This window comes from Corynebacterium sp. NPDC104732, assembly GCF_055583565.1.
In genome coordinates this window covers 25749-39940 of sequence record NZ_JBVJNS010000020.1, presented here as the reverse complement: position 1 = coordinate 39940, position 14192 = coordinate 25749, and the positions used below count along the sequence as shown (strand labels likewise).

The window sequence follows — 14192 nt, the reverse complement described above, 5'->3', positions numbered from 1 at the left end:
ATTTCCTGACCCCCAGCCCCGAATTACTCCCCGAGGCCCTTGCAGCCTAACCAAAACAAACGGGTCTAACCGTCAACAAAACTTGACACAGCCCAAAGTAGCCGTCCTTGGTGGAAGGTGACGAGGAAACGATGGGGGTGACTTCTTTGATTTGTGAGGCGCATTCTTCGGCGGTTTTAGCGCTGAGCTGCCGGGTGAGGGACGGTGTTTTATCGTAATAGGCGTACGTGGAAAACGAGTTTCCGAACTCGGCAAATAACTCCTCCGTATGTTTGTATTTGGTCATGATTTGGCTGGGTTCAGAGGTAACATGAATTGCCGTGGTCCCAAGCGGGAAGGATATAAAGGTCTTGTCGTTGTCTGTCAGATGTTGTTCCGCCAGAAGTGCGAACTCTTTCATAAACTCACCGCGCTGTTCTTTGGGTAAACCATCGGGAATGTTGACCGTAGCGATTTTCCCGAATCTTGAATCAGAGACATGAATCTTTGTGCCCTTGGGGGAGACTTTGCGGATGGCCTTGCTTAGGGCTTTAGTCTCGTCTGTTTCCTTGATTCCATACTTCATCTGAGCCAACGGGTAGCGGATGAAATTAAAACTCTGGGGAGAAAGAATAGCGCCAATTGCCAGTGCAACCATCGCGATAGCAGTAAAGAGCAAAACGTTTTTCTTGGTCATGGTTATCCTGTGGTGGAGTTGAATGATCGTTGTTCTAGGTCTGTGATGAAACGGTTCAAACGGGTAACAAGCTAGTCTGGTGCGCTTCTATACGCTGACGGCCTCTCGGTTGAGTAGCTCTCGATCGTTTGGAAAGTGACCTCGCGGAAATCATCTCTGGGCAGCTTCGCCAGAAAACGTGATGGTGGCGAAGCGTGTCCACATACTCATCACGGGACGCGCCAGTGATGCTGGTGAAGAACCGTTGCACATAGTGATGCGACGTTTCGGGAGCGTTGAGCTCGCCGATGTGCTCCAATCCAACTGTGATCGATGTGTCGGGTGAATTGTCCAGTAGCTGTTGAAGCGAAATGCCTTGGTCCACGTGACTTCGAAGGGTTTGCCACTGCGGAAACTGAGTCTTCTTAAACGTTAACTTGGGTTCCGGGAGCCCCAGGCTGAAATGAGCTGCAGGGGGAGCGAAGGCTCTTAACTTGGGGGCTTGGGTGCGAGCGAAGAACATCACGATGGCGCTGGCTATGGTGCTGAATTTTGAGATAGCTACTACCACGTACCTGCGGTTCATTGGCTCCCCCGATAGTAAGTGTTGTTTCCAGTAAATTACCCGACCGGGCCGGTTCTTGCAGGGGATGGCAATAAGGGGGTAGCTGCAAAGTCCCCCTTAGCAAACTTTACCGAGGTTAAAAATGTGTGTTATTGCAAGCGTATTACCCCAGGTAGGGGTGTGTTTAGTTCAATTAATGATGGTTAACTGTTTATAAAACCGGCCTGGTCATTGCGGCAATCTCTTGCTAGAAACATGGCATGTGATTCGGGTCACTGCCGAGTTGCATTGTGAATTGTTTGGAGAAGGAGAACACCATGACCGTAACCGCCACGGCGCCTTCCCGCGCCAAAACCACCGCTGATCAGTGGCGTTCGCCAAAACATAGGCTCTCTGTGTACGGCGTCGTCACCATCATGTTCACCGCAATGATCTTTGACGGCTACGACATCACCGTCTACGGCGCCATCCTGCCAACCCTGCTCGCAGAAGAGCACCACATCGGGCACATCAGCCCCGCTGTAGCCGGTACCCTCGGCTCCTACACCATGCTCGGAATTATGGTCGGTGCGCTTGGCGCTGGCGCTATCGGGGATCGCATCGGCCGACGCCTGATGATGCTGGTCGCTTTCGCCTGGTTCTCTGCCGGCATGGCAGCTGGTGCACTGGCCACATCGGTCGCATTTTTCGGTGCGACTCGATTCTTCACCGGACTCGCCCTTGGTGTTATCACCGCTGGGGGCGGAGCTGTGATCGCTGAGTTTGCCCCAGCTCACCGAAAGAACATGTTCAATGCCATTGGCTACGCCGGCATCCCTGCTGGTGGTGTGCTCGCAGCGCTGTTCGCGATCTGGTTCGAGGACGCCATTGGTTGGCGTGGACTCTTCCTTATCGGAGCCACCCCAATTCTCTTCCTCCTTCCGATGGCGCTGATCATGCTCCCGGAATCCCCACGCTGGCTCACCGCCATGGGTCGCCATGACCGTGCCCGTGCTATCTGTGACAAATACGGCTTCCCAGCAGAACAATTCACTGCGGAACAAACCATCGTTGCAGCCTCCGGAGAAAAGAAGGAAAAGATCGGCTTCGGGGCAATCTTCTCCCGCACGTACATTGTGGCTACCGTGCTTATCGGCATCATGAGTTTCATGGCCATTATGGCAGTCTACGGGCTCAACACGTGGCTGCCACAGATCATGAAGGAAGCTGGCATTTCCGCAACCAGTGGCCTCTACACCCTTGTTGCCCTTAATTTCGGTGCCGCAGCCGGGGCGCTGGCAGCCTCCAAGGTGGCGGACATAATCGGCCCGAAACCAGTTATCGTCTTTACCTTCAGTGCTGCAGCCCTATGCATGTTCGTTATGCCATACCTTGTTTCCCCATTACTGATGTACCCGGCCATCGCCATCACTGGTATGGGAGTTACTGGCACCCAGATTTTGATTTACGGTATGACCTCAAACTACTACCCAACCCAGGCTCGTCAGGCTGGAATGTCCTGGTCTTCCGGGTTTGGTCGCCTCGGTGGAGTTGTGGGGCCAACTCTCGGAGGTGTCCTGATCACCTTGGGGTTCGGAGCATCCGATGCCTTCATGATCTTCGCGGTGGCCACCGTGATCGGCGCCATCTGTACCATCCTTATTCCGCTCAAGCGCCGGTAGCCGAGTCCTCCGGAGAATCTGGTGGAGATGTTAGAGCGGACGGATTTGCTTTAATGTCTCCATCATTTTTCTTTCTACAATTGAGGGCGTGTGACTGAAACTCGGAGCAATCACCTCGGGATCTTCAGGGGCGGCGATACGCCACCAGGAGTCTTCAAGGAAGACTTCTCCGTCACTGTCATTTAAGTGATCGGTAGGGTACAGGCGCACTGAGATGGAGTCGCCGTTGTGGGGAACTGGAATCTTAAGGATCTGTGCGAGCATTTGATGAAATTGATATTCGCCGAGAATAACAATTCCATGCTTTCGGAGGTGGCTGCGTGCCCCGCCGTTCCCGCGTAGACGTTTCATATAGTCCTTTTGCTGAGCGACTGTGGCAACGGTTCCGCGAGGGATTAAAATTCCCTGGATTAATTCAAACAACTTGTTGATCTTTTGCTGGCCTGATGGCGCCCCGAGAATCTTCTCTCTAATTTCGTTTGGGGCATGTAGAAGGATATTCTTTGGCATCGGATGATCTAGCCAGGCCCACTGTATCTTGGAGCGATTGACGGCTGTGATTGTTCGTTTCTGATCTCGATTAGAACCCTTGCTTAGGATCTCTTCTGTGATGCGAATGAATCCAAGACTCCAAGTAGAAGTGGTGTCGTTCGCGTGGCATAACATTGCAACATGTCCCACAGCTTCATTTGGGATCATCCAGGAACCCATTTTTTGGGAAAATTTGCAGTCAACCTCAATTCCAGCAATTTTGTAGTCCAGTACGTCGCCATCTTGAATCAGATGGTGGAAGGCTCGCCGGATGTTGATTTCAATAAGGGTTCCAAAATGGGTTTTCTCAGTTTTAGTTAATTGATTCCAGTGATAGCGGCCGGTGTGAACGCCATCGTAGATTTGGTCGAAGGTTTCCCGAAAAACGCGTGACAGCAACTCTCCGTGAGGGTCTGCGGAGCGAAACAGTGAGACAAGCTGACTTTCCGCACTTTGATCCGTTGGTGAATCGAACAACTGTTCTACCCCTTTCGTTAGGTGTCTGATGGATATGGCATGCTATCTAACTATGGAGAAGCTAACGTCGTTGGAAATTTGCGCCGGGGCCGGTGGCCAAGCACTGGGGCTTGAGCAAGCTGGCTTTTCTCATGTCGCTGCCGTAGAAATCGATGCAGATGCCATCGAGACTCTTAAGCTTAATAGAGATAACGATTCACTCCCCCCTGAACAGAGATGGAATGTCTTGCATAAAGATGTTCATGAACTTGATGGTTCAGCCTATGACGGGATTGACCTATTCGCCGGTGGTGTTCCCTGCCCGCCGTTTTCAATCGCAGGAAAGCAGTTGGGGCAAGACGATGAGCGTGACCTTTTCCCGAAGGCTCTTGAGTTGGTGGAAAGTAGTCACCCCAAGGCGGTGCTGCTAGAAAACGTGCGCGGGCTTGCGGGTCCGAAGTTTGCCAACTATCGAGCGCAGATTGTTCGTCGACTCAATCACCTGGGATATGAAGTCATCTGGCAGGTGATATTGGCATCTGAACATGGAGTTCCACAGCTTCGACCTCGCTTCGTTCTGGTCGCATTACAGCGCGAGTATGCGCCGTATTTCTGGTGGCCGCGTCCGAAAGGAACTCCGCCAACTGTTGGTGAGACTCTATATGAGTTGATGGCAGCAAACGGATGGCCCGGTGCATCGGCTTGGGCGGCAAGAGCTGACAGTATTGGTCCTACTTTGGTTGGTGGTTCGAAGAAGCATGGAGGTCCGGATCTCGGGCCAACTCGTGCTCGGGAAGGCTGGGCAAAGCTGGGTGTGAAGGGATCCAGTATTGCGGAGGAAGCTCCGGGAGAAGCCACTCCGGTTGATGAGATGCCACGCTTGACTGTCAGGATGGCAGCGCGTATCCAAGGGTTTCCAGATAGTTGGGAGTTCTATGGCCGTAAAACAGCTGCATATCGTCAGGTGGGAAACGCCTTTCCTCCGCCTGTTGCCAAAGCGTTGGGAGAGTCAATTCGTGCCGCGCTCTTAAAGGATGATGAGTTACTATCTCAAGCGATTGCGAGTTCGGAAGCTGACGGGTCTATCTCCTTGAGTGGGCCTGGAACGGGAGTTATACGGAATATTCTGTGATTTCGCTGGGGGTGAAAAGCAGATTCTATCCGCAGCGTTGTGAACTGCGATGCTTTTAGATCTCCTTTAAGAAGCCTTACTAGGTTGAATAGTCAAGGAACTTAAGCTTTTCCATTCATAACTAGTAGTCATGGCTAGATTGGGTGTAAGTGAAAACATTTGCTGCTGGCAGAACTCTTAGGTCCTGGAACAAACTTCAAAATACTGTGGCCCGGCACACTGACTTCGCATTTCGTAGCAAATTAGCGTAGCCTGGGTGGACGATGAGTAACACCGAGAACGTTGCCAGCGGCGTCGAAGAGCTGGAAAATGTCACAACGTCGGAAACTCAGGACAATTCGCTGGACGTCGAACAGGACGTCAGGGATGCGAACACTTCTGAGGACGACTCCACGCAAGGTTTCGATAAACTAGGGCTTCCTGCAGAAGTACTAAAGGCTATTGCCAAGGTTGGTTACGAAACCCCATCCCCAATTCAGTCCGAAACTATTCCATTGTTGATGGAGGGCCGCGATGTTGTCGGCCTCGCGCAGACCGGTACTGGTAAAACTGCAGCGTTTGCCCTCCCGGTGCTGTCGCGCATCGATAAGTCTGTTCGTGCCCCGCAGGCGCTCGTGCTGGCCCCTACCCGTGAGCTTGCACTGCAGGTAGCTGACTCTTTCCAGGAGTTTGCTGACCACCTCGGTGGAATCAACGTGCTGCCGATTTACGGTGGTCAGGCTTATGGTATTCAGCTGTCCGGTTTGCGCCGTGGCGCGCAGATCGTCGTCGGTACGCCAGGTCGCGTCATTGACCACTTGAAGAAGGGCACGCTGGACATTTCCGGCCTGCGTTTCCTGGTTTTGGACGAAGCCGACGAGATGCTCAACATGGGCTTCCAGGAAGACGTCGAACGCATTCTGGAAGACACCCCAGCTGAGAAGCAGGTGGCACTGTTTTCCGCGACGATGCCGAACGGTATCCGTCGCATCTCCAAGCAATACCTGGTTGACCCAGCAGAAGTGACGGTGAAGTCCGAAACCCGGACGAACACCAACATCACTCAGCGCTTTCTTAATGTTTCACACCGCAACAAGCTCGACGCACTGACCCGCATTCTGGAAGTCACCGAGTTCGAAGCGATGATCATGTTCGTGCGCACCAAGCACGAAACCGAGGAACTGGCCGAGAAGCTCCGCGCCCGTGGCTTCTCCGCAGCGGCCATCAATGGTGACATTGCGCAGGCACAGCGCGAACGTACCGTGGACCAGCTCAAGGACGGTCGCTTGGACATCCTGGTGGCCACCGACGTGGCAGCCCGTGGTTTGGACGTGGAACGCATCACCCACGTGTTCAACTACGACATTCCGCACGACACCGAGTCCTACGTCCACCGCATTGGCCGCACCGGCCGTGCTGGCCGTTCCGGCGAAGCGATCCTCTTCGTCACGCCACGCGAGCGTCGAATGCTGCGTTCCATTGAGCGCGCGACTAATGCGACGCTGGAAGAGATGGAACTGCCGACCGTGGATGAGGTTAACGAGTCCCGCAAGGCTAAGTTCGCCGACTCCATCACCAACTCTCTAGAAGACTCCCAGTTGGCGCTGTTCCGTTCCCTGGTCAAGGCCTACTCCGAGGAACACGACGTTCCTCTGGAGGACATCGCTGCCGCGCTGGCCACCCAGGCGCAGGCTGGCGACGAGTTCCTGATGAAGGAACTGCCACCTGAGCGCCGGGATCGACGCGACCGTTTCGATCGCGACGACCGCCGTGACCGTGACCGGGGTGGTCGATTTGAGCGTCGTGACCGCGGTTCCCGCTTCGAGCGCAGCCAAGACATGGACGTGTACCGCCTTGCCGTGGGTAAGCGGCAGCACGTACGCCCTGGCGCTATCGTTGGCGCCCTGGCGAACGAGGGTGGCCTGTCCTCCAAGGACTTCGGTCGCATCATCATCGCCGTGGACCACACCCTGGTAGAACTGCCGAAGAACATGCCGGCTTCTGTGCTGGAACGCCTCGCGGACACCCGCATTTCCGGCCAGCTCATCCACATCGAGGCTGCTCCTGGCGCTGACATGAACCAGCGTCCTGGTGGCTATGGTGGTGGACGTGGCGGCTACCGGGATCGTGATGATCGCCGTGGCGGCCGGGGCCGCTTTGATCGGGATGATCGCCGTGGCGGCCGAGGCGGCTATGACCGTGATGATCGTCGTGGTGGACGTGGCGGCTACCGGGATCGTGATGATCGCCGTGGCGGCCGCTACGATCGCTAGCAGCGCATAAGAAAAGCGCCTCCCAGATCCAACCGGGAGGCGCTTTTGTTGTGACTAGATAAACATCAAGATCGCGGTGACGAACCACAGCAGCGCGAAGATGCCACCGAACATGGACAGCTGGCCCTTGGCCTTGTTCCAATCGGCGATCTCGGTGTCAGCTGGCACCTCGTCAGCATCGAGCAGCCCGAGTGCGCCCAGCATCTTCTTCTGGCGTGGCAGGATCAGGAAGAACAGCACCGCCCACGCGACCACAGACAGGCCCACTGCGGCGTGGTACTGGCCTTGCTTCAGGTACGCAGAATCGGTCATGAACACGCCAACACCCAGCAGCGGGACCAGCAGGGACAGCATGCCGTAGGTGCTGGAGATGTTGTGGAGCAGTTTCGCAGCGCCACGAGCGGTGTCATCGCCGGAGTGCGCAGCCAGAGCCTTCGCATGGAAGGTAGAGGTAGCCACGGTGACCGGGCCGAGGAACAGCACCGCGGACAGGATGTGCAGTGCGGTCATGATGGTATCCACAGGGGTTGAGCCTTTCCAGTTAGGGGTTTTGTCAACGTCTCACCCTAGCCAGCCCGCCGGGAATTCGCTAACCGAGCAAGCTCGCTGCATCACCCGCCGGTCTGAACGGGGGAGAGGTAACTCATAGGCAGCCGCCACCGCGGCTAACCGACGCGCATACCAACAACCCCGCCGCACCTCCGGCATCCACTGGCTGGGAAGCAGGTCAGACTTCTCTTGGTTCGCCTGCGCCGATACCGCAACCAGGTTCGATGGATCGTTGGCGAAGCGTTTTCGTTTCTCCGCCGGCCACGAGTGCGCTCCCAAATCCCAGGCAGCGCGAAGGGGAAAAATGTGGTCGATCTGGATGTCCTCCGGGAGGCTGGAGCCTGTGTAGGGGTCTGTGACTGAGGTCGGGGTGATCTCGCAGCCCGCAGCTACAGCGGATTGAAATGTTTGGGACAGGATGAGGTGCCGGGTGGTGCAGGACTGGCCGTCGATAAGCATGGGTGCCCAATCTCCGAAGGCAGCCCGGTCGTAGCCCAGCACGGACTGGCGCTGTGGCACGCTACCTACCCGAGCTAAAGAACTGTTCAACGAAGGGGTGTCGGTGGGGTAGACAGGCCGATAGATCAGGGCGGTGACAATGGTGAAAAAGACAAGGACGAAAAGAAAAAGGCGGCTAGGCGTCATACTTAATTAGACTGCTCAGCCACCCCAAAAGGTTGCAGCGAATTTTTTTTAGGCCTCGCGCACCATCTCAGAGGTGAGCACACCCTTGACCTTCGACAGCTTCACTGACTTATCGAACTCGCGGTTGATCTCCTCGGAAGGAGCTTTAGTCAGCAGCGTCACCACGACCATCAAAACGATGTTGGCGATGAAACCAGGGACGATCTCATACATCAGATCCGACAGGGCGCTCTGGCCCCATGCAAACGACACCACAGCACCGGCAATCATACCCGCGATAGCACCAGGAGCATTCAGGCGCTTCCAGTACAGCGACGCAATGATGATCGGACCGAACGCGGAACCGAACCCGGCCCACGCGAACGCCACCAAACCGAGGATCGAGTCAGATGGATTGGCTGCCAGCACACCCGCGATCACGGACACGGAGAGAACGGCGATACGCGACATCCAAATCAGGTTCTTCTGCGTTGGCTGGCGCTTCACCACGATCATGTACAAATCCTCGATCAGGGCAGAGGACGTCACCAGCAGCTGAGAGGCAATAGTCGACATGATCGCTGCTAGGACAGCGGTGAGTACCAGGCCTGCGATCAGTGGGTGGAACAGGATCCGGCCCATGTCCAGGAAGACGGTTTCGAAGGCATCGCGGTCCGTGACGGCGATGTGAGGGTTCTGTGCGAAAAAGACTGTGCCGATCATAGCGGTAAAGACCGCGCCCACTACGCAGAGCAGCATCCAGAACACGCCGATCCGGCGGCCGCTGGTGGCGTCGGAAGGCTTACGCATCGCCATGAAGCGCACGATGATGTGTGGCTGCCCGAAGTAGCCCAACCCCCAAGCCAGATTGCCGATGATGGCAGCGAGAGACACACCGGTGATCATACTGAAGTAGGTCGGGTTACCCTCGCCGGAGGTGTAGGGGCCGTAGTCATTCATGGTCTGCCACCCGAAGATATCCATCGGATTCTGCAGGGCGAAAAGCGCCATGATTGGGACAATGATGAGCGACGCGAACATGATCAGGCCCTGCACGGCGTCGGTGTAGGACACCGCCAGGAAGCCGCCGATAAAGGTGTACGCCACCGTAATGACCGCGACTATCAGCATGCCGGTGAGGTAGTCGCCACCGAACGTGGACTCAAAGTACTTGCCGCCCGACACCATTCCGGAGGACACGTAGAAGGTGAAGAACACCAGAATGACGACTGCAGAGACCACGCGCAGAATGCGGGATTTATCATTCAGCCGGTTTTCCACGAAGCTCGGAACGGTAATCGAATTCTTGGCCACCTCTGTGTACGAACGCAAACGGGGAGCGATCCACTTCCAGTTAGCCCAGCAGCCGATCAGCAGGCCAATGGCGATCCACAATTCAGAGAAACCAGAGACGAACAGTGCACCCGGCAGACCCATCAGCAGCCAGCCTGACATATCGGAAGCACCCGCAGAAAGTGCTGCGACGGCGGGGCCAAGCCCACGACCACCCAGCATGTACTCGTCATACTTCTTCGTCTGCGTGTAACTCCAATAGCCAATGCCGAGCATCAGCGCCATGTAGATCACGATCGCAATGATGAACCAGGTCTGTTCACTCACGTGTGTTCTTGCCTCCAATGGTCAATAGGGAATGTGGGGACCGATAAGCCCTAACGCTCCATGGTAAGAAACCTAGCCATAATGTGACGATTTTCTCACTCCAAGTGAGCTGTTTAGTTATCTTAACGTGATAGAGCTGTGACTGACTCAGTTTTGCGCAGCTTTTTTGTGTCCGAGGTCACTGATTGTCCGCTAGATGAACTCCGATGAGTGGAACCACCTAACGGACTGGTACAAACAAATGTATGACCTCGCACCTGCTCCACGGCTTTTGGACCAAAACGTCCGGGCTCCATCTGTGGATCGAGCAGGTCGAAGGACACCGGATTGTCCTCCCGGATAACCTCTCCGAAGGGGACCTTCCGCCGCAGGTCATGGCCATCATCGCTGGGAAAAGCTTCCGGCATATGCGCCGCACGACATTGCGCACCCCCAAGGGTAGGGAAGTGACCCTGGACATTCCCACCGCCGCCTACACCCCAGAACAAGCAGTGGACGTGTTATCGCAGCTGGCGGTGTTTGACCTCGAAACTCCTACCACTCCCACAGTTGGCAGAGCTGCGATCGCTCCTGATTTGCTCTGGTTGATTCACGCATTTCTTGGACTGGAACGCTTCGTGCGCGCCGGGCGCCTGGTGCTGCGTCTGCGCTGGGATGACAGCAAGTGGTGGCCACAGTGGCAGTTGGCCACGGGGCTCGGGGAGCTGGGGTGGATCGCGGAAATGACGGCTTCTGCCCCCGGGGTGGTCGTGGCTAACGGCGGTTCGGGGGTCATGGAGGACATCGCCGATGAACTGCCACATTGGATCGCGAATGCGCTGCTCAAGCCACTGTATGAGTTGCCACGCCCCTACCCGTGGCACGAATTCGTCGGAGCGTTGCTTGGATCTACCCCGATCCGGCGGGGGAGTCCGCAGCTGGTGGCGCTGTTGAAAAAGTGGAAAGACTCGATCGCTGGTGAAGACGTCTCCCTGGTGGTGATCGTGGAAGAGCCGGCGGAAGAGGAAACGCCTGCTGATGATCGCGGCTGGATGGTGCGGGTGCAACTGCGCCTCGGTGTCGATTCGCCCCGCCCAGTGCGTTTTCACCAGCTAGACCCCGCGACGAGAAAACATGTGGAAAAGCACTATGAGAAGTTGAGCTCCATAGCGCCTGTGCTTGCCGACGAAGCGGGTCGCAGCCACGCGCGTACCGCAGTAGAACCAGTGGCGATGTCCGAGTCAAGCGATCTGGACGTCTCCCTCACCACGGAGCAGATGGTCGGATTCATCACGAACGATGTGACGCGACTTCGCGACGCCGGATTCACCGTCCTTCTCCCCAAAGCGTGGTCCGTGTACGAACCGAAACTCCGCCTCGACCTGCGCGAACCAGGGGACGCCCCACTCGGGGCCACGAAATCGCTCATCGGCCTGGAACAGTTAGTGGAATACGACTGGAAAATGAGCCTCGGGGACCTGGAGCTTTCCGACGCTGAAATGCGCGAGCTCGTTGAATCCAAAGCAGGTCTGGTCAAGCTGCGTGGCCAGTGGGTACTGGCCGATAGTGGTGCTTTGCGAAAAATCTCTGCCTACGTGGAAGAACTCAGCCAAGGGTCCCGTAAAACGCTCAAAAAGCGCATGGAAACCGCCATGATGGAGGCCCAACTCGCCCGCGCCAACGGCGACCCCAACGCGGAGGAACTGGAAGAAAAAGCGCAACAGCTGTTGGAAAAGTTTAATGCGGGGCTGGAAGAGATCGCGCAGGTAACGCTCGCACAGCTGCGCGACCTCGCGCTGCGACTTGCGGAAAGTTCACCGATCGAATTTACCGCCACCGGATGGCAGTCTGCGCTGCTCGGCGGCACCAACACCCCGGCCCCCAAGCGGGTCGAGCTGCCCGACACGATCCATGCCGAGCTGCGTGAATACCAGCGCCGGGGCGTGGACTGGCTGTGGTGGATGAGCCAAAACGGCCTCGGCGCTGTGCTGGCCGACGATATGGGTTTGGGGAAAACCCTGCAGCTGCTCTCCCTCCTCGCGGTGGAGCGCCAGCACAACCCAGAGGTGGGACCCACCTTGGTTGTGTGCCCCACCTCTGTCGTTGGAAACTGGGCTGCAGAAGCCGCAAAATTCGTTCCCTCTCTGGTCACCATCACCCACCATGGCAGTAACCGGCTCACAGGGGACGCCTTCCTAGCACGAGCCCAAGCAGCAGACTTGGTGATCACCAGCTACGGAGTCGTAAGCCGCGACTTTAGCCTCCTGGGCCAGCTGAAGTGGGATCGAGTGGTGCTGGATGAAGCGCAAGCGATTAAGAATTCGGGGACCAGGGCGTCGAGAAGCGTGCGCTCGCTTCCCTCCGCACACCGCGTGGCGCTGACCGGCACGCCCGTGGAAAACCGGCTGTCGGAAATGCGTTCCATCCTCGACTTTTGCAACCCTGGCGTGCTCGGATCGGCCAGCTTTTTCCGTAACCACTTCGCCAAAGCCATCGAACGCGAAGACAACGAGGAGATGGCGAAACGGCTGCGCGACCTCACCGCACCATTCATCCTGCGTCGCCTCAAGACCGACCCCGCTGTCATCGACGATCTGCCCGAGAAAAACGAGGAAATCATTACTGTCCACATGACAGCAGAACAAGCTGCTCTCTACACCGCGCTCGTGCACGACATTGAGGAAAAACTCGCTGCGGCCGAAGGCATCCAAAAACGAGGCCTCGTGCTGTCCACCATCACCCGGATCAAACAAATCTGTAACCATCCCGCCCACTACCTGCAGGACGGATCCCTCATCACCCGGCGCGGAAAACACCGCTCCGGCAAAGTCGAGGCACTGATGGAACTGGTGAAAAGCTGCACGGAGCGCGGCGAAAAGATGCTCATCTTCACCCAGTACAAGGCGTTCGGTGACATGCTGGTGCCGTATCTGTCCGGGCGGATGAGTCGTGACATTCCTTTTCTCCACGGCGGGGTGTCAAAGGCCGGGCGTGACAAAATGGTCGCTGAATTCCAGTCCCCGGACGGGCCACCAGCCATGATTCTTTCCCTCAAAGCCGGCGGTACCGGCCTAAACCTGACCGCGGCGAACGTCGTGGTTCACATGGACCGGTGGTGGAACCCCGCCGTGGAAAACCAAGCCACTGACCGCGCCTACCGCATTGGACAGCGCAAAGACGTGCGGGTGTACAAGATGATCACCCAGGGCACCATGGAGGAATCCATCCAAGATATCCTGGACGGAAAACTGCACCTCGCCAGCGCCATCGTTGGCGAAGGCGAAGGCTGGATCACCGAGCTGTCGCCGGAAGACTTGGCACAGCTCATGAGCTATCGGGGGAGGGAGACCTAGATGTCCATCCGCGCGCGCGAAGATAACGTCATCTACGCCAACTTTGGCAAGAAAACTCGTGTCAGCACCCCGCCGCCCGAGCGACGCCGGATCCACTCCGAATCCCTCCAACAAGCCCTCATTCGGGACGTCTACCGCACCAGCACTGACGAAGGCCGCATCTCTCGTGGCCGGGCATACGCGCGCAACGGCAACGTGGTGGCATTCAACGTGATGCGGGACCGGATCGTGGCTAGCGTCGCGGGGTCCCAAAACGAACCCTTTGACGTGGGCATCATCTTCCCGCGCCGGGGCTCAGAGGACCTGCTGAAGGTTTCCAAGACGTTGCTTTCCTCCCCAGGGTTGATCGCGCAGGCGCGCGAAGGGCGATTGACCCCCGACGTGGTGCACGCACTGCTTGCCGACGCCCCGAGTGACATTCGAGTGCTGTGCGATTGTCCGGATAGAACGCTGTGCTGTAAGCACGGCGTGGCAGTCCTGGACACCCTAGCGGAGAAGGTGGCGGCAACGCCCGGTTTGTTGTTCGAGCTGCGCGGACTGAATTTTGCGCAACTGGAACTGACGATGCAGGAAGAGGCCCGCGCGCAGTCCGAGAAACGCGCCGGGGACGACGCTTCCCCCGAGTCTTTCTGGGAGGGGTACCCGCTGCCGATGCTTCCCACACCCAAGGTGGCGCCCGCCCTCGACGACTCCGACATGGACGCCTTGCACAAGGCAATGCGAGCGGTGTCTTATACTTCGGCAGATGAGCTGCGGGCAGTCAGCGATATCGAGGATCTCTATGACTTCCTCACTAAGCTGCAATAGGTGTACTG

General features: G+C 56.9%; 10 protein-coding genes. 5 read left to right on the top strand and 5 right to left on the bottom strand.

Annotated features, from left to right (window positions below; all coding sequences use genetic code 11):
* Nucleotides 1-46: 46 nt before the first annotated feature.
* Nucleotides 47-676: a hypothetical protein gene (locus tag ACZ6ZO_RS11455; RefSeq protein WP_465292738.1), complete on the bottom strand. Its 630-nt coding sequence runs from the start codon at nt 674-676 to the stop codon at nt 47-49.
* 861 nt (nt 677-1537) lie between these two features.
* On the opposite strand from ACZ6ZO_RS11455, the gene ACZ6ZO_RS11450 reads away from it, so the two are divergent.
* Nucleotides 1538-2881 carry an MFS transporter gene (locus tag ACZ6ZO_RS11450; protein ID WP_465292736.1) on the top strand — a complete coding sequence of 448 codons (1344 nt, stop codon included), beginning with the start codon at nt 1538-1540 and terminating at the stop codon, nt 2879-2881.
* Nucleotides 2882-2911: 30 nt separating this feature from the next.
* Here the strand turns inward: ACZ6ZO_RS11450 and ACZ6ZO_RS11445 are convergent, their stop codons facing one another.
* Nucleotides 2912-3889 carry a NaeI family type II restriction endonuclease gene (locus tag ACZ6ZO_RS11445; RefSeq protein ID WP_465292734.1) on the bottom strand — a complete coding sequence of 326 codons (978 nt, stop codon included), beginning with the start codon at nt 3887-3889 and terminating at the stop codon, nt 2912-2914.
* Between the two features lie 52 nt (nt 3890-3941).
* Here ACZ6ZO_RS11445 and ACZ6ZO_RS11440 point away from each other — a divergent pair, with 52 nt between their 5' ends.
* On the top strand, nt 3942-5000 hold the full coding sequence (locus ACZ6ZO_RS11440; RefSeq protein ID WP_182385852.1) for a DNA cytosine methyltransferase: 1059 nt from the start codon (nt 3942-3944) through the stop codon (nt 4998-5000).
* Nucleotides 5001-5263: 263 nt separating this feature from the next.
* Entirely contained in the window at nt 5264-7252 is a 1989-nt protein-coding gene (locus tag ACZ6ZO_RS11435; RefSeq protein WP_182385853.1) for a DEAD/DEAH box helicase, read from the top strand.
* A gap of 54 nt (nt 7253-7306) precedes the next feature.
* Here ACZ6ZO_RS11435 and ACZ6ZO_RS11430 read toward each other — a convergent pair whose 3' ends face one another.
* Genes ACZ6ZO_RS11430 through putP form a run of 3 tightly spaced genes read right to left on the bottom strand, consistent with a single transcriptional unit; the run spans nt 7307 to nt 10045 of the window.
* Entirely contained in the window at nt 7307-7774 is a 468-nt protein-coding gene (locus tag ACZ6ZO_RS11430; protein ID WP_182385854.1) for a DUF2269 domain-containing protein, read from the bottom strand.
* Between the two features lie 39 nt (nt 7775-7813).
* Nucleotides 7814-8446, bottom strand: coding sequence for an HNH endonuclease family protein (locus ACZ6ZO_RS11425; protein ID WP_182385855.1), 633 nt, complete (start codon nt 8444-8446; stop codon nt 7814-7816).
* A gap of 48 nt (nt 8447-8494) precedes the next feature.
* Nucleotides 8495-10045, bottom strand: a complete 1551-nt coding sequence (gene putP / locus ACZ6ZO_RS11420; protein WP_182385856.1) for a sodium/proline symporter PutP — start codon at nt 10043-10045, stop codon at nt 8495-8497.
* 245 nt (nt 10046-10290) lie between these two features.
* Here putP and ACZ6ZO_RS11415 point away from each other — a divergent pair, with 245 nt between their 5' ends.
* Nucleotides 10291-13377, top strand: a complete 3087-nt coding sequence (locus ACZ6ZO_RS11415) for a DEAD/DEAH box helicase (RefSeq protein WP_182385857.1) — start codon at nt 10291-10293, stop codon at nt 13375-13377.
* The gene (locus ACZ6ZO_RS11410) at nt 13378-14184 is read left to right on the top strand and encodes an SWIM zinc finger family protein (protein ID WP_465292729.1); all 807 of its coding nucleotides are present in this window, start codon (nt 13378-13380) and stop codon (nt 14182-14184) included.
* The last annotated feature ends 8 nt before the right edge of the window (nt 14185-14192 follow it).